14 protein-coding genes are annotated in these 14,081 nt (G+C 71.6%); 4 read left to right on the top strand and 10 right to left on the bottom strand.

Translation table 11 applies throughout. The annotated features are described in order from the left end of the window. Nucleotides 1-66 precede the first annotated feature (66 nt). The 3 genes from OHA58_RS21920 to OHA58_RS21910 all read right to left on the bottom strand — a co-directional run bounded on the left by OHA58_RS21920 (nt 67) and on the right by OHA58_RS21910 (nt 2,194). On the bottom strand, nt 67-864 hold the full coding sequence (locus OHA58_RS21920; protein ID WP_405480792.1) for an anti-sigma factor family protein: 798 nt from the start codon (nt 862-864) through the stop codon (nt 67-69). Then, nucleotides 861-1,436 (bottom strand): sigma-70 family RNA polymerase sigma factor, encoded by a 576-nt coding sequence (locus tag OHA58_RS21915; protein ID WP_116512709.1) that lies wholly within the window; start codon nt 1,434-1,436, stop codon nt 861-863. Before OHA58_RS21915 ends, OHA58_RS21920 begins: the two co-directional genes overlap by 4 nt. Nucleotides 1,437-1,582: 146 nt before the next feature. Beyond that, nucleotides 1,583-2,194 carry a CGNR zinc finger domain-containing protein gene (locus OHA58_RS21910; protein ID WP_405480790.1) on the bottom strand — a complete coding sequence of 204 codons (612 nt, stop codon included), beginning with the start codon at nt 2,192-2,194 and terminating at the stop codon, nt 1,583-1,585. Between the two features lie 133 nt (nt 2,195-2,327). On the opposite strand from OHA58_RS21910, the gene OHA58_RS21905 reads away from it, so the two are divergent. Together OHA58_RS21905 and OHA58_RS21900 are read left to right on the top strand one after the other, a co-directional pair. Continuing rightward, the gene (locus OHA58_RS21905; RefSeq protein WP_405485097.1) at nt 2,328-2,546 is read left to right on the top strand and encodes a type II toxin-antitoxin system VapB family antitoxin; all 219 of its coding nucleotides are present in this window, start codon (nt 2,328-2,330) and stop codon (nt 2,544-2,546) included. Between the two features lies 1 nt (nt 2,547). Continuing rightward, nucleotides 2,548-2,964, top strand: coding sequence for a PIN domain-containing protein (locus OHA58_RS21900; protein ID WP_405480789.1), 417 nt, complete (start codon nt 2,548-2,550; stop codon nt 2,962-2,964). A 13-nt stretch (nt 2,965-2,977) separates the two neighbouring features. Here the strand turns inward: OHA58_RS21900 and OHA58_RS21895 are convergent, their stop codons facing one another. The 3 genes from OHA58_RS21895 to OHA58_RS21885 all read right to left on the bottom strand — a co-directional run bounded on the left by OHA58_RS21895 (nt 2,978) and on the right by OHA58_RS21885 (nt 6,826). Then, the gene (locus OHA58_RS21895) at nt 2,978-4,138 is read right to left on the bottom strand and encodes a uroporphyrinogen-III synthase (RefSeq protein ID WP_405480788.1); all 1,161 of its coding nucleotides are present in this window, start codon (nt 4,136-4,138) and stop codon (nt 2,978-2,980) included. Between the two features lie 97 nt (nt 4,139-4,235). Further along, nucleotides 4,236-5,588 (bottom strand): nitrate/nitrite transporter, encoded by a 1,353-nt coding sequence (locus tag OHA58_RS21890; protein WP_405480787.1) that lies wholly within the window; start codon nt 5,586-5,588, stop codon nt 4,236-4,238. A gap of 200 nt (nt 5,589-5,788) precedes the next feature. Beyond that, nucleotides 5,789-6,826 (bottom strand): hypothetical protein, encoded by a 1,038-nt coding sequence (locus tag OHA58_RS21885; RefSeq protein WP_405480786.1) that lies wholly within the window; start codon nt 6,824-6,826, stop codon nt 5,789-5,791. Between the two features lie 195 nt (nt 6,827-7,021). On the opposite strand from OHA58_RS21885, the gene OHA58_RS21880 reads away from it, so the two are divergent. Further along, a complete protein-coding gene (locus tag OHA58_RS21880) occupies nt 7,022-7,303 on the top strand; it encodes a hypothetical protein (protein ID WP_405480785.1) in 282 nt (93 codons plus the stop codon). A gap of 6 nt (nt 7,304-7,309) precedes the next feature. On the opposite strand, the gene OHA58_RS21875 is transcribed toward OHA58_RS21880, so the two are convergent. The 4 genes from OHA58_RS21875 to OHA58_RS21860 form a co-directional block, all read right to left on the bottom strand. Beyond that, nucleotides 7,310-8,620: an acyltransferase gene (locus OHA58_RS21875; protein WP_405480784.1), complete on the bottom strand. Its 1,311-nt coding sequence runs from the start codon at nt 8,618-8,620 to the stop codon at nt 7,310-7,312. Further along, nucleotides 8,617-10,791, bottom strand: coding sequence for a glycosyltransferase (locus OHA58_RS21870; RefSeq protein ID WP_405480783.1), 2,175 nt, complete (start codon nt 10,789-10,791; stop codon nt 8,617-8,619). The genes OHA58_RS21875 and OHA58_RS21870 overlap by 4 nt, the downstream gene beginning before the upstream one ends. Next, nucleotides 10,792-11,475: a hypothetical protein gene (locus OHA58_RS21865; protein ID WP_405480782.1), complete on the bottom strand. Its 684-nt coding sequence runs from the start codon at nt 11,473-11,475 to the stop codon at nt 10,792-10,794. Between the two features lie 247 nt (nt 11,476-11,722). After that, nucleotides 11,723-12,736 (bottom strand): LysR family transcriptional regulator, encoded by a 1,014-nt coding sequence (locus OHA58_RS21860; protein WP_405480781.1) that lies wholly within the window; start codon nt 12,734-12,736, stop codon nt 11,723-11,725. Between the two features lie 83 nt (nt 12,737-12,819). Here OHA58_RS21860 and OHA58_RS21855 point away from each other — a divergent pair, with 83 nt between their 5' ends. After that, complete coding sequence (locus tag OHA58_RS21855; protein ID WP_405480780.1) at nt 12,820-14,076, top strand: MFS transporter; 1,257 nt, start codon at nt 12,820-12,822, stop codon at nt 14,074-14,076. The last annotated feature ends 5 nt before the right edge of the window (nt 14,077-14,081 follow it).

Below are 14,081 nucleotides of genomic sequence, written 5' to 3'. Positions count from 1 at the left end.
CGTGCTGGGCAGCCGTCAAAGGTACGCGAAGGGAGGCCCGGGAGGCTACGCATCCGGCTGCCGGGGCTACGCGTCGACCTCCACGAGGCGTTTGCCGTCGAGCGTCTCGACCTCGAAGTGGTCGATGGCGTTGCGCTCGAACGCGGCGCCCCCGTGCACGTACAGGGGGTACTTCGACGCCTCGTGCTTGCTGTTGGGAATGCCGTAACCCCACTTCGGGACGGCCCAGGTGGTGACCGTCTCGCGCTGGCCGTTCTTCCCGACCGCAATCAGGGAGCACTTCAGCGGGCCCTTGACGTTCTTCAGCTGCAGGACGGCGTGGGTGCCCCAGGCCTTCGGTTCCATGGCGACGGTGGCGGTGACCTTGGTGCTCGCGTCGGTCGCCTCGACCCTGTCGTGCATGTGGTCGAAGAACATCTCGGCCGGGCTGGTGGGCTGGGGCGCCTCGGCTACGTTGCCCGTCCCGCCGTTGTTCACGGCGATCACCGTCAGCGGTCCGCCGACGATCAGCGCGGCGGCGGCCGCCACCAGGTACATGCCGCGGCGGCGCTTGCGCGCCCGCTTCTGCGCCACCTCGTCGAAGAGCCGGCCGGCGAGCCGGTCGCTCGGGCGGGCGCCGAGCTGCGCGCCGAGGCGTTCTCTGCCGGGGGTGCCCTGCGGTTCGGGGATGTCCGCGAGGGCGGCGAGCATCGGCTCCATGCCGGCGAACTCCTCCAGCTGGCGTGCGCACAGCTCGCAGCCCGCCAGATGCGCCTCGAAGGCGCTCGCCTCGGCGTCGTCGAGGACGCCGAGCACGTAGGCGCCGACCGTCTCGTGAACGTCACCGGACCCATGCGGTCCGTAGTCGTCGTACGAGGCACTCATGCCGTCACCCCCCGCTCCTCCAGCGCCAGCTTCATGGAACGCAGCGCGTAGAACACCCGTGAGCGCACCGTTCCGCTGGGAATACCGAGTGTCTCGGCCGCCTCATTGACCGTACGCCCCTTGAAGTACGTCTCCACCAGTACCTCGCGGTGGGCAGGCGTCAGGTCCTCGAGCGCATCCGAAAGCGTCATCAGCCACAGCGCCTTGTCGATCTCGTCCTCCGCGGGGATGACCTCCAGCGGCGACGGATCGACCTCCTGCGGCCGGGCCTGCCGGCTGCGGTGAGCGTCGATGACGATGCGCCGGGCGACCGTCACCAGCCAGGGGCGTACCGAACCGGTCGCTCGGTTGAGCTGACCGGCGTTCTTCCAGGCACGGATGAGCGTTTCCTGCACGACATCTTCGGCGCGCTGCCGGTCCCCCGCCACCAGCCTGAGCACATAGGCCAGAAGTGGACCCGCGTGCTCGCGATAGAGCGCGCGCATCAGCTCCTCGTCGGGCTCAGGAGGCTGCGGCGCGCGATGTCGTGCCCTCGGCGGGCGTTCATCGGCCACGGCGGAATCCTTGCGCACGCCTACCTCCGCTGTCCCCTGGTTGAGCGTTCCGGCTCTGTCGCCGCTCGGCTGGACGCACCCCAGTACGTAAGCGGGCCGCGAAGTGTTCAAACGATCTGCCGGGACATGTCAAAAGGGGGTTCGGGGAGGTCTTCGGGGGATCTTCAGGCCCGGGCGAGTGCCGCCCTGCGGCGGTGCCGCGCCACCCGCTCCCGGTTGCCGCACACCTCGCTGGAGCACCAGCGGCGGCGCCGCCCCCGGGACGTGTCGAGGTAGATGATCGGGCAGCTGTCGCCCTCGCAGCGGCGCAGACAGGAGCGGGCGACCGGGTCCGTGAGCAGTTCCACGGCGTCGCGGGCGACGGCCGCGAGCAGCTCGCGGCAGCCGGGGTCGGCGTGCAGGTCCCTGGCGAGGGTGCCGTCGGCGCGGCGGGTCGCGCGGGGCGCGGGCGGCGCCGCGCGGGCGAGGGCGTTGACCCGCTCCAGGGCGGCGGACGCGGGCCTGCCGTCGAGTTCGCCGCGCACCAACTGGCCGATGTGGCCGCGCAGTTCGTGCACGGCGGCGAGCCAGGCCGCGTCGACGCCGCGCAGCGGCGTGTCCGCGGGCACGAGCCCCGAGCCGACCAGCCAGGCCCGCAGCCGCCCCACCGAGTCGAGCCGTTCGTCGGGATGCGCCGTGGCCAGGAGATCCAGCGAACTGCACCCGGAGTCGAAGCGCAGCTCGTACGAGGACGAGGACGGTGGCGAGGACGAGGACGAGGACGATGGCGATGCCATGCCCCTACAGTGCCCGCACGCGCGCACGGCCGGAACCCCTGGTACCGGGCCGCACACGAAGGGTTCACAGAGGCATGTATGCAGCATGGGTTACCTTTGTATGCAGACCATGTCCGACATCTTGGAGGGCGCCATGTCCGCCACGCAGATCGACATAGACGATGAGGCTCTCGCCGAGGCGATGCGGCTGTCCGGGGCGCGCACCAAGAAGGAAATGGTGAACCTCGCCCTGCGCGAGTACGTGGAGCGCGAGCGCCGATCCGAAGCGAACCTCCGGCATTTCCGTGCGGCTCAGGAGTGGGACGAAGAGAGCTTCTGGCGTCTGCACGCCGCCGAGAAGGGCACCGCCTGACATGCTGCGCTACTTGGTCGACTCCACCGCGGTCTGGCGGCTGGAGCGCGATCAGCCACTCAACGAGGCATGGAGGCCCGAAATCCGCCAGGGAAGCATCGGCTCCTGCCACCCCCAGCGCACCGAGTTCCGCCGGTCGGCGAGGAATCTCGACGAGTACGACGCGATGACGGACATGTTCGCCGACCTGTACCCGGACGCGCCCGTACCCAAGGGCGCCTGGCAGTGGATCGAGACGGCGCAGTACCGGCTGGCCCAGCGCGGCCGCCACCAGAGCCTGTCCGTCGTGGACTGGCTCGTCTGCGCCACGGCGGCCCACCACGGGTTCGTCGTCCTCCACGACGACAAGGACTTCTCCGCAGCCGCGGGCCTGCTGACCGACCTCACGGAACACAACGTCCATCAGGTCCCGGGCTGACCCGCGCCGCCCCTCACCCGTCCGCGTACTTGGCGTCCGCCGCCGGGTCCAGGGCGAGCCGGTAGCCGCGTTTGACCACCGTCTGGATCAGCTTGGGGGTGCCGAGCGCCGTGCGCAGTCTGGCCATCGCCGTCTCCACCGCGTGTTCGTCGCTGCCCGCGCCGGGCAGCGCGCGCAGCAGTTCGGCACGGGGCACCACCCAGCCGGGCCGGCGCGACAGGGAGCGCAGGAGCGACATCCCGGCGGGCGGCACCGGGCGCAGGTCGCCGTCGACCAGGACGGCCTGCCCGCGGATCTCCATGCGGTGACCCGCGACCGGCAACGTACGGGCCCTGCCCGGGAGTTCGGCGCACAGGAGCTGGACGAGCGGGCCGAGGCGGAAGCGTTCGGGCTGCACGGTGTCCACGCCGTGGGCCTGGAGGGGCAGCGCGGTCACGGGACCGACGCAGGCGGGCAGGACGTCGTGGTGCAGGGCGGCGAGCAACTCCGGTAGCAGGCCCCGCAGTTCGGCCCGGGAGAGCAGGGACACGGCGGCGGGCGCGCTGGTGAACGTGAGTGCGTCGACGCCCCGGGTGAGAGTCGCGTCGAGCAGCCGGTCGAGGGGCCCTATGTCCTCCGGCGGCATCCACCGGTACACCGGCACCCCCACGACGTCGGCGCCCGCCTCGCGCAGCGCCTCGACGAAGCCGGGCAGCGGCTCGCCGTGCAGCTGGACGGCGACCCGGCGGCCGTCGACGCCCTCGTCGAGGAGCCGCTCGAGGACCTCCGCCATCGACTCGGACGACGGGGACCACTCCTCGGTGAGCCCGGCGGCCCTGACGGCGCCCTTGACCTTGGGCCCGCGGGCGAGCAGCTCCACGCCGCGCAGCCGGGCGACGAGCGCCTCGCCCAGGCCCCAGCCGTCGGCGGCCTCGATCCAGCCGCGGAACCCGATGGCGGTGGTCGCGACGACGACGTCGGGCGCGTGGTCGACGATCTCCTTGGTCGCCGCGAGGAGCTCGCTGTCGTCGGCGAGCGGGACGATGCGCAACGCGGGCGCGTGCAGGACGGCGGCGCCGCGCCGCTGGAGCAGCGCGCCGAGCTCGTCGGCGCGGCGCGCGGCGGTCACGCCCACGGTGAAGCCCGCGAGGGGGCCGTGCTGCCCCGCCGGGGGGCCCTGCTGTGCGTCGTACATGTGGCTCTCGTCCCGCTCGGGTGGTTCTGCCGGGGTCGACCGAGCCTGTCAACGTCCCGTGACGGGCTCGGTTCCCCATGATGTCAGCGGTGTTACGTCACACCTCGGCGTAGCTGAGCCGGGGCTCCGTCTCCGCGGCCTCGACAGGAGCCTCCGCGGCGGCCGGGCGGCGAAGGTATACGGCCCAGGTGAGGGCGAAGCACACCGCGTAGAAGACGAGGAACCCGACGAAGGCGGCCGTGCCGGTGCCCGCGGTCTGGAAGGACTGGCGGAAGGCGAGGTTGATGCCGAGCCCGCCGAGCGCGCCCACCGCGCCGATCAGCCCCATCGAGGCCCCGGACAGGCGCCGCCCGTACGCCGCGGCCTCCTCCCCCGTGAGCCCCCTGGCGGCGGCCTTGGCCTGGAAGATGCCGGGGATCATCTTGTACGTCGACCCGTTGCCGAGGCCGGTGAGCACGAACAGGGCGATGAACGCCGTGGTGAACAGCGGCAGCGACTTCTGCGTCGACGCGAGGACGACCACGGCGGTGGCGGCGGCCATCCCGACGAAGTTCCACAGCGTGATGCGGGCGCCGCCGAACCGGTCGGCGAGCCGGCCGCCGACGGGCCGGATCAGGGAGCCGAGCAGCGGCCCGATGAACGTGATCGATGCGGCCTGCAGCGGCGTCCTGCCGAACTGCGTCTGCAGGACGAGCCCGAACGCGAAGCTGTAGCCGATGAACGACCCGAACGTCCCGACGTACAGGAACGCCATGATCCACGTGTGCGGGTCGCGCACGGCCTCCTTGGCCGCGCCGGTGTCGTTCTTCACGGTCGCGAGGTTGTCCATGAACAGCGCGGCGCAGATCGCCGACACCGCGATGAGCGGGATGTAGATCCCGAGCAGCACGCGCGGGCCGCCGCTCGCGCCGATCACGGCGAGCCCGGCGAGCTGCACGACGGGGACGCCGATGTTGCCGCCGCCCGCGTTCAGGCCGAGCGCCCAGCCCTTCTTCCGCAGCGGGAAGAAGGAGTTGATGTTGGTCATCGACGAGGCGAAGTTGCCGCCGCCGACACCGGTGAGCAGCGCGCACACCATGAACGTCGTGTACGAGGTCCCCGGCTCCATCACGGCGAATGCGGCAACCGTCGGGATGAGGAGCATGCTCGCGGCGACGATCGTCCAGTTCCGGCCGCCGAAGCGGGCGACGGCGAACGTATAGGGGACCCGTACGACCGCCCCGACCAGCGTGGCCATCGAGACCAGGAAGAACTTGCCGGCCGGGTCGATGCCGTACTCGGGCCCCATGAACAGGACCATCACGGACCACAGGGTCCAGATCGAGAATCCGATGTGCTCGGACAGGATGGAGAACGCGAGATTGCGCCGCGCGACCTTCTCGCCGCCCTCCTGCGACCAGAACGTCTCGTCCTCCGGATCCCACCGCTGGATCCAACTCCGGGCTGCCATCACACGCCTCCAGGGTCACCGTTCTCGGCTGATGACCTCGAAGGTAGGGAGGCGGGATTACCGCGCTGTGCCGCACCGTGACCGGCGGGGAACGTTGCTCTCACCGGGCGCGGGGCCCGGCGGTGAGCTTCGCTCCCCGGCGTGGGTCAGGTCGTGGGCGTGGGTCAGGTCGTGGGCGTGGGTCAGGTCGTGGGCGTGGGTCAGGTCGTGGTGCCCGCCCACTTGAGGCTTGCCGAGCCGCCCTTGTCCCACTTCAGCGTGACCACGTCGTCGGCCTGCGTCAGGTTCGCCCCGAAGACCTCGTCGCCGGTGTCCTTGCCCATGCACTTGACGGCTATCCGGAAGGCCCCGCCGCTGCGGTTCTCCCCGATGCCGGTGCAGATGCCCTTACCGCCCGCGTCGATGTAGGACACGCTGTACTTGCCCTTGGCCGTGCCGGACGCGACCTTGTCGCCGACCGTGAGGGTCCTGGCCTGCTCGTCCTGCCACTGGCCCTGATAGCCGGTGGACCCGGCGGGCCGCTCCTCCACCGTCCCCGAGGGATCACTCGGCTCCTCGACGGGGTCCTCCGTCGCGGGGTCCTCGGTCGTGGGCTCGTCGGAGGGCTCGTCCGACGCGGTGGGCTCCGCGGACACGGAGTCCTTCGCCTTCGGCTTGTCGTCGTCGCCGCCGCTGTTCGTGGCGAGGAAGATCCCGCCGACGATCACGACGAGCGCGACGACCGCGGACCCCACGATGACGGCCGTCCGGCGCTTGCCACCACTGCCCTGCGGGGGCGGGGGCGGCGGATAGGCACCCCCGCCGTAGGGCGGCTGCCCGCCGTACGGGGGCTGCCCGTACGGGGGTTGGCCCTGCGGCTGGCCCTGCGGCTGACCGTAGGGGGGTTGGGCGCCGTAACCGGACTGGTCACCGTAGCCAGGCTGGTCCCCGTAGCCAGGCTGGTCCCCGTAGCCAGGCTGGTCCCCGTAGCCAGGCTGGTCCCCGTAGCCAGGCTGGTCCCCGTAGCCAGGCTGGTCCCCGTAAGCGGGCTGGTCACCGTAGCCGGGCTGGCCCTGAGGGGCCGGTGCCGGTGGCGGGGTCTGCGGTATCTGCGGCGGAGCCGGAGGCGGGGTCGGCGCGCCGGCGTACGGGTTGTCCTGCCCGCCGCCGGACGGCGCCTGGGGCGGGGTGGGCGGCGGCCCGTACGCCGGGTGGTGCCCGGATCCGTCCTGCGGCGGCTGGCCGGGAGGCTGTGTCATGTCGGTCCGGGTTCCCCTCGTGGTCCTGCGGTCACTGGTCGCGCACGCCCCAACCTCCCCCACCCGCCACGGGCGCACAAGGCCGCCTGGGTCACGCGCGGTGCGAAGTGCCTCCGCGCGCCCGGTGGATGCCTTAGCGTCTACCTCGGCTTTCGAGGGCATACACCCAGCGATGCCATGAGGACGGGGAACAGCATGACAACTCTCTTGGTAGCGGTGGGACTTGTGACCGTCCTGCCCGCCTGTGCCGCGATGGCCTTCGGCTGGCTGCCCCCGTGGCTCTCCGGGCACATTACTCATCCACGACTGTGGGGCGTGGGCATGTTCGGCATCGGCTTCTTCGCCGTCACTCAGATACCCGCGCTGCGTGAGCACTTCGAACACGCCGGGACAGCCGGTGTCGCCCTTCGTCTCGGCGTGCTCGGTATCGGGCTGGCCGCTCTGCTGTGGTCAAGTGACCGCCTGGTCCGGCGATGAACAGCTTCAGCCCCGATGCGTCCCGCTCCGCGACCCCTTCTTCTTGACGCCGTTCGGCCACAGCCGCGGGCGCCGCTTGGCGGCCAGGTCCTCGATCCAGCCCGTGCCGAGGACCGCGAGCCCGATCAGCGGCCAGGTCAGCACGAACATCCAGATCATGTACGTGGTGTCGAGGGCGCCGCTCCAGCGCGCGTTCTCCATGAACGGCAGGTCGTACGCGAGGTCGATGATCGGCACCGTGGCCATGATCAGCATGTTGTGCCAGAGATAAATCGTGACCGCGCGGTTGTTGGAGAGCGTGATCAGCTTGTCCCACTTGGCGAGCCGGCCCGGCAGCTCCTGCCAGGACGGCGAGTACTGGAGCAGGATGACGACGAACCCGAAGGACCAGGTCGCCTGCGCCAGCGGAATGTCGTTCAGGTCCCAGCCGTCCGGCCCGAGATGGCCCGAGGCCCACCACAGTCCGAACGCCATCACGATCGCCGAGCAGGACACGGCGAGATAGCGCGGCACCTTCGCCAGGACGCCCTCGTGGTGGGCGAAGCCGAGCACCCAGCAGCCGCCGTAGACCGCGAAGTCGGTGACCGCGTTCCCCGTCTCGCCGGGGATGGTGACGATGCCCGTACCGACGACGGCCGTCAGCGCGAGCGGCGCGAGCAGCGTGGCCCACGGCACCTTGCGGAACGCCCAGAGCAGCAGCGGGGACGCGATGACGAACCAGAGGTAGGCCCGCAGATACCAGAGCGGGCCCGCCGCCTGCGCCGGCCAGGTGTCCTCCAGGAGCCCCGCCTTGTCGCCGAGGTGCCAGGGGAACGACGGCGCCCCGACGGGCACCAAGTAGTTGAGGAGGCTGACCCAGCCCCAGGTCCCGCCGTTGTCCGGGTCCTTGCCCGGGTTCCAGCCGCCCAGGAAGAGCAGGGCGAGGACGACGACGCTGAACATCCACAGGGGCGGCAGGAGCCGGCGGATGCGGCCCCTGATCACGCCGATCGCGGGCCGGCTCAGGGAGCGCGCCATCAGCGATCCGGCGAGCGCGAACATCACGCCCATGGACGGGAAGAGGACCGTCAGCCACGCCCACCCGAAGAGGTGGTAGCAGACGACGCGGACGAGCGCGATGGAGCGCAGCAGGTCCAGATAGCGGTCGCGGCCCGGCTTCTTGGGCGCGGCCGCCTGCGCGGGCGGGGCGGGCGGGGTCGGTGCGGGCGCGGGTCCGCGCTCCGGCTCGAACGGCACCTGCGGGAACGGCACCTGCGGCAGCTGCCGCGTCGGCTGGAACCCGCTCTGGCCGCCGGTGGCGGGAGTGGGATACGTCATGCGACGGGCCTCCGATCGTTGCCGCGCGACGCCCGCTGGCGCGGAATCGCCCCCGGCGCCTCCACCGCTCCGGTGCGCCGCAGCTTCTGCCAGCGCAGCCGGCCTCCGGTGAGCGCGGTGATCCAGGACTGGAGCAGCACGACGTACATCAGCTGCCGGTACAGGACCTGCTGGAGCGGGAGTGAGATGAGATGGGTCATGCGTTCGCGGTCGAGCCGGAAGGCGTACGCCGCGCAGACGGCCTGGATGGCGAGGACGCCGAGCCAGGCGACGATCGTCTTCTCCGTGGGGCCGAACACGAGGCCGTAGAGCAGGAAGACGTCGATGAGGGGCGCCAGGAGCGGCGCGAGGACCATGAAGAGGGCGACGAACGGCAGGCCGATCCGGCCGAAGCGCCCGGAGGGGCCCGACTCGATCACGGAGCGGCGGTGTTTCCAGATCGCCTGCATCGTGCCGTACGACCACCGGTAGCGCTGGGACCAGAGCTGCTGGACCGACTCCGGGGCCTCGGTCCAGGCGCGGGCCTTCTCGGCGTAGACGACGCGCCAGCCGTCCCGGTGCAGGGCCATGGTGACGTCGGTGTCCTCGGCGAGCGTGTCGTCGCTCATGCCGCCGATGCGCTCGAGCGCGCTGCGGCGGAAGGCGCCCACGGCCCCGGGGATCGTGGGCATGCAGCGCAGCATGTCGTACATGCGGCGGTCGAGGTTGAAGCCCATCACGTACTCGATGTGCTGCCAGGCCCCGATCAGGGAGTCCTTGTTGCCGACCTTCGCGTTGCCCGCGACCGCGCCGACGCGGTGGTCGCCGAAGGGCTGGACGAGCTCGCGGACGGTGGACGGCTCGAAGACCGTGTCGCCGTCCATCATCACGATGAGGTCGAACCGGGCGTTGGCCAGGCCCCTGTTGAGTGCCGCCGGCTTGCCCGCGTTGTGCTGGCGGACCACCCGGACGCCTGGCAGGCGCAGATTCTCGACGATGCGGGCCGTGCCGTCGGTCGAGCCGTCGTCGATGACGATGATCTCGATGGGGTGCTCGCTCGACATGAGCGAACGCACCGTGTTCTCGATGCACTTGGCCTCGTTGAACGCCGGGACCAGGACCGACACCGGTTCGGTGACGGGCGGTCCCCAGGAGAATCCGCGGCGCCGCACGCGCCGGGCGTGTGCCCCGGACAGGAGGAGCATCAGGCCGAAGCGGGTGATGACGAGGACGCCGATGACGGCGAGGCCCACGACAAGCACGTCCGTCACGTTGTCCGACGCGTCGACGGCGTAGATCCACGCCTTGCCCTTGGCCAGCTCGAGACCGTGCACGGGCGTATGGGCACTGGGTGCCCCGAGCGCCTCGGTGAGGTTGACGAAGTCGTATCCCTGGCCCTGGAGCTGGGGCAGGAAGCGGTCGAGGGCGGCGACGGTCTGCGAGCGGTCGCCACCGGAGTCGTGCATCAGGACGATGGCGCCCTTGCCACCCTTGGGCGTGGCGCGGCGGATGATCTCGTCGACGCCGGGACGCTTCCAGTCCTCACTGTCGGTGTTGTTGACGACGGTGATGTACCCGCGGCTGCCGATGTACTTGGTGACCGGCCACGACTTGTTGTCCATGGCATCGGCGAACGAGGAGTACGGCGGCCGGAACAGCGAGGTGCGGATGCCGGCCGCACCGGCCAGGGCCGTCTGGTTCTGGGTGAGTTCCCAGTCGATGCGGCTCTTGGACTGGTACGAGAGGTCGGGGTGGTTGAAGGTGTGCAGGCCGACCTCGTGCCCCTCGTCGACCATGCGTTTGACCAGGTCCGGGTAGCGGGAGGCCATGGTGCCGGTGACGAAGAAGACGCCGTGCGCGTGGTGTTCCTTCAGGACATCGAGGACCTTCGGGGTCCACTCCGGGTCGGGGCCGTCGTCGAAGGTGAGGACGAGCCGGTGCTCGGGCACGCTCATGCTGGTCTCGCGCCCGCCGCGGGTGTCGATGACGGGACCGCCCTCGAGGATCTTCTCGGGCACGTGATCGGTGGCGGCGGGCGGCTGGATGCGGTGGTCGGCGAGGATCTCGCTGTGCACGTACCCGCGGAGCATGAGCATCGCGAGCAGGGCGACAAGGAGCAGCGACGGCAGCAGATAGCGCATGGGCAGGCGGCGACGCGGCGCCCTGCGGTTGCTGCGTGGGCGGGAGGACATTTACAGGATGCCGCTTTCCGGGGACGAGGCCGCTGACGGTCCGGCCGGACTCTGGCTCGGGTCGACCGGCGATGCGACGGGCGACTCGACGGGCGGCGCCGCGACGGTCTCCGTGCCGCCCTGGGCCGGGGAGTCCGACGGCTCGACGGGTGGTCCGCTGTCCGACGGGGACGGCTCGCCGGGGCCGGGTGAGCTGGGCTGCTGCGAGGGGCCGGGGCCCGGGTCCGGCGACTGGCCGGGGTCGGGCTTGACGGGGCCGCCGGACGGCTTCGGGTCGGGTGACTTGCCGGGTTTGTCGTCCGGCTTGGCGCTCGCGCTGCCGTCCGGCCCGGTCGACGAGCCGGCGCCCGGCTCGCTGGACGCCGCTCCTGTGCCGGAAGCGCTGGGATCGGCCGTGGCGCCCGTCGAGGAGGACGGCCTGGCCGCCGGGTCGGCGGGCAGCGGCGATGTGTCCACCTTGCCGGCGGGCTTGTCGCGGTCCTCGCCCTGGATGGGCAGCCAGGGAGCGCTCGAGTTTCCGGAGAGCAGCGTCGCCACGATGACCACGGCGTAGGCCGCGCAGATCATCCCGACGATCGCGCCGAAGCGGCGGTACCTGCGGTTCCGCCGCCCCGAGTCGTCCACGAAGACCGGGACTTCCTTGTCGGCCGCACCCTCGCGCCGCGCAGCAATGAGCTCGTCCAACTGGCGGCCTGCGCCGTCGAGTTGGACCGTTACTTCATTAGGATCGTGAGTCTGCCCGGAACGGGCATTTTCTCGCCAATGTTCCACCGTACGCACATCCCCCCAAGGACATGAATATTGGGTGCGCGCACGACGTACCGAGCACTCGTCGTTCGGACCGGGCCCCCACCCGATCCGAGCGCCCCCCTTATCACAATGCGCTCGGACCAAGAATGTAGCGCACGCGAGTGACAGCCACGCCCAACCCTCAGTCCTGACTCATCATGATGAGTGCATCTATGGCCGGAATCCAGGCGCCTGAGGGCTTACGGAGCCAGTCGTTCTCCTCCGCGAGCGTGGCCGCCGCCGCACGGAGCGCGTCGATCCCCGGGTGCACGAGCCCCGTCGGCCACACCAGCGACACCGGCGACAGGGGCACGGGGTCGGTCAGGGGCCTCACGACGGAGCCGGGCATGGCCGGAAAGTCCCCCGCGGCGAGCACCGGGGTCCCCGTCTTGGCCATGATCCGCCGGAACTCCTCGACGCCCACGGCGAGCGGCGCGGGCGGCGCGACCGCTATCCCACGCCCCTCGAAGAGCCGCCCGGCCAGGTCGGTCCACTCCGGCGTACGGGGATTGCCCGCGCCCGCGTACACCGTCTCGCCCGCGAGCCGCGCGAGCGGCACGGCGTCCAGGGCGGCGAGGGGATGGCCGTCGGGCAGGACCACCGTCATCGGCTCGTACCGCACGGGCTGCTGCGAAAGACGCGCCCGCACCGCCGGATCGAGCCCCGCGTACCGCCCGAACGACGCGTCCAGGCGGCCCGCGGTCATCTCCGCGGCGGCGCCGGTCAGACCGCTCTCGTAGCGGGCCATCAGTTCGCACTGGGGGGCGAACTCGCGGGCCCGCTCCAGGATGCGCTCGAAGACGAGGCCGGGGCTGTTCACGTCGACGAGCAGCGGCCGCACCGCCCCTCCGGCCGGGCGGCGCGTGAAGGCGGCGAGCAGTTCGTCCTGCGCATCGAGGACCCGTCGCGCGTACGGCAGCAGCCGCGCCCCGTCCGCAGTCAGGGCGACCTGGCGCGTGCTCCGCGCGAACAGCTCAGCTCCCAGCTCCCGTTCGAGCCGGCGGATGTCCCTGCTGAGGGCCTGCTGCGCGACGTACAGCCGGGCTGCGGCACGCGTGAAGTGCAGCTCCTCGGCGACGGCGAGGAACGCGCGCAGCAGCCGGGGCTCCAGGTGGGCGGGGGCGGACGTGCCGGGCGCGGCTGGCTGGTCGGGCATCCGGCGAACTTACAACGCCGGCGCGTGAATCGGTACGGAGAAGGTGTTGGACCGGGCGCCCGGCCCACGGCGACGCTGATCACATGCCCGACGCGATATCCGAGCCCGCCACCGCTCCCCTGACCTCCACCCACCGGCCGCAGCCCAGCCGCTCCCCGTACGTCCGGCTCCTGTCCACGCCCGGCGCGCTCGCCTTCACGCTCGGGAACCTCCTCGCCCGCCTCCCCATGGGCATGTTCAGCGTCAGCGCCGTCATCATGATCGCCGGGGCGCGCGGCTCGTACGCGCTCGCCGGGGCCGTCACCGCGACCGGGATGGCCGCGACCGCGGTCGTCGCCCCGTGGACGGCACGCCTCGTGGACCGGTACGGGCAGGCCAGGATCGCCGTACCCGCCACGGCGGTCGCGGTCTGCGGATCGCTCGCCCTGCTCCTGTGCGTGCACTACGGAGCGCCCGACTGGACCCTCTTCGCGGCCTACGCGGCGACGGCGACCACGCCCAACACGGGCGGCATGTCACGCGCCCGCTGGGCCCATCTCCTCAAGGGCGACCCGGCCGCCCTGCACACCGCGAACTCCTTCGAACAGGCGGCGGACGAGCTGTGTTTCATGCTCGGCCCGGTGCTCGCCGCCTTCCTGTGCGGGTCGCTCTTCCCGGAGGCCGGCAGCCTGATCGGTGCGGTCCTGCTGTTCACCGGCGTACTGGTCTTCGCCGCGCAGCGCGCCACGGAACCGCCCACCCATGGGCGCACGGCCACGAAATCGCCCCTCCGCGCGCGCGGGATGCCCGTTCTCCTGGCGTCGTTCCTCGCCACCGGCGCCGTGTTCGGCTCGATGGAGGTGGTCACGATCGCGTTCGCGGACGAGGCGGGCCACAAGGCGGCGGCCGGCGCGGTCCTCGCACTCCAGGCGGCCGGTTCCTGTGTGGCGGGCCTGGTCTACGGGGCCGTGCGGCCCGCCGGTCCCGCGGCGCGCCGCCACCCGTGGTGCGTCGCCGCGATGACCCTCCTGCTGGCCCTCCCCCTGCTCGCGGCGCTCACCGGCTCCCTCCTTGTCGTCGCCGGGGCTCTCCTTGTCGCCGGTATGGCGACGGCACCGACGATGGTCACGGGCATGACGCTGGTCCAGGCCCGCACCCCCGAGGGCCAGTTGAACGAGGGCATGACCCTCGCGGTGACGGGCCTGCTCGGGGGCATCGCCTGCGGCGCGGCGGCGGGCGGCTCCGCGGTGGAGCGCCTCGGCCCCACCGCGGGCTACGCGGTCCCGGCCGCCGCGTCGGCGTGCGCGCTCGTACTCGCGCTCATCGGTTACGTACGCGGCGACGCACGCGACCGTGCGTAGTCACC

Source organism: Streptomyces sp. NBC_00009, from assembly GCF_045040855.1.
Lineage (GTDB): Bacteria > Actinomycetota > Actinomycetes > Streptomycetales > Streptomycetaceae > Streptomyces > Streptomyces aureus.
This window is presented reverse-complemented; position numbering and strand designations above follow the sequence as displayed.

Excerpts from the sequence above, each read along its gene's own strand:
- OHA58_RS21920 (WP_405480792.1), bottom strand. The coding sequence starts at position 864 with ATGAGTGCCTCGTACGACGACTACGGACCGCATGGGTCCGGTGACGTT.
- OHA58_RS21910 (WP_405480790.1), bottom strand. The coding sequence starts at position 2,194 with ATGGCATCGCCATCGTCCTCGTCCTCGTCCTCGCCACCGTCCTCGTCC.
- OHA58_RS21905 (WP_405485097.1), top strand. The coding sequence starts at position 2,328 with ATGTCCGCCACGCAGATCGACATAGACGATGAGGCTCTCGCCGAGGCG.
- OHA58_RS21900 (WP_405480789.1), top strand. The coding sequence starts at position 2,548 with ATGCTGCGCTACTTGGTCGACTCCACCGCGGTCTGGCGGCTGGAGCGC.
- OHA58_RS21895 (WP_405480788.1), bottom strand. The coding sequence starts at position 4,138 with ATGTACGACGCACAGCAGGGCCCCCCGGCGGGGCAGCACGGCCCCCTC.
- OHA58_RS21890 (WP_405480787.1), bottom strand. The coding sequence starts at position 5,588 with ATGGCAGCCCGGAGTTGGATCCAGCGGTGGGATCCGGAGGACGAGACG.
- OHA58_RS21885 (WP_405480786.1), bottom strand. The coding sequence starts at position 6,826 with ATGACACAGCCTCCCGGCCAGCCGCCGCAGGACGGATCCGGGCACCAC.
- OHA58_RS21880 (WP_405480785.1), top strand. The coding sequence starts at position 7,022 with ATGACAACTCTCTTGGTAGCGGTGGGACTTGTGACCGTCCTGCCCGCC.
- OHA58_RS21875 (WP_405480784.1), bottom strand. The coding sequence starts at position 8,620 with ATGACGTATCCCACTCCCGCCACCGGCGGCCAGAGCGGGTTCCAGCCG.
- OHA58_RS21870 (WP_405480783.1), bottom strand. The coding sequence starts at position 10,791 with ATGTCCTCCCGCCCACGCAGCAACCGCAGGGCGCCGCGTCGCCGCCTG.
- OHA58_RS21860 (WP_405480781.1), bottom strand. The coding sequence starts at position 12,736 with ATGCCCGACCAGCCAGCCGCGCCCGGCACGTCCGCCCCCGCCCACCTG.
- OHA58_RS21855 (WP_405480780.1), top strand. The coding sequence starts at position 12,820 with ATGCCCGACGCGATATCCGAGCCCGCCACCGCTCCCCTGACCTCCACC.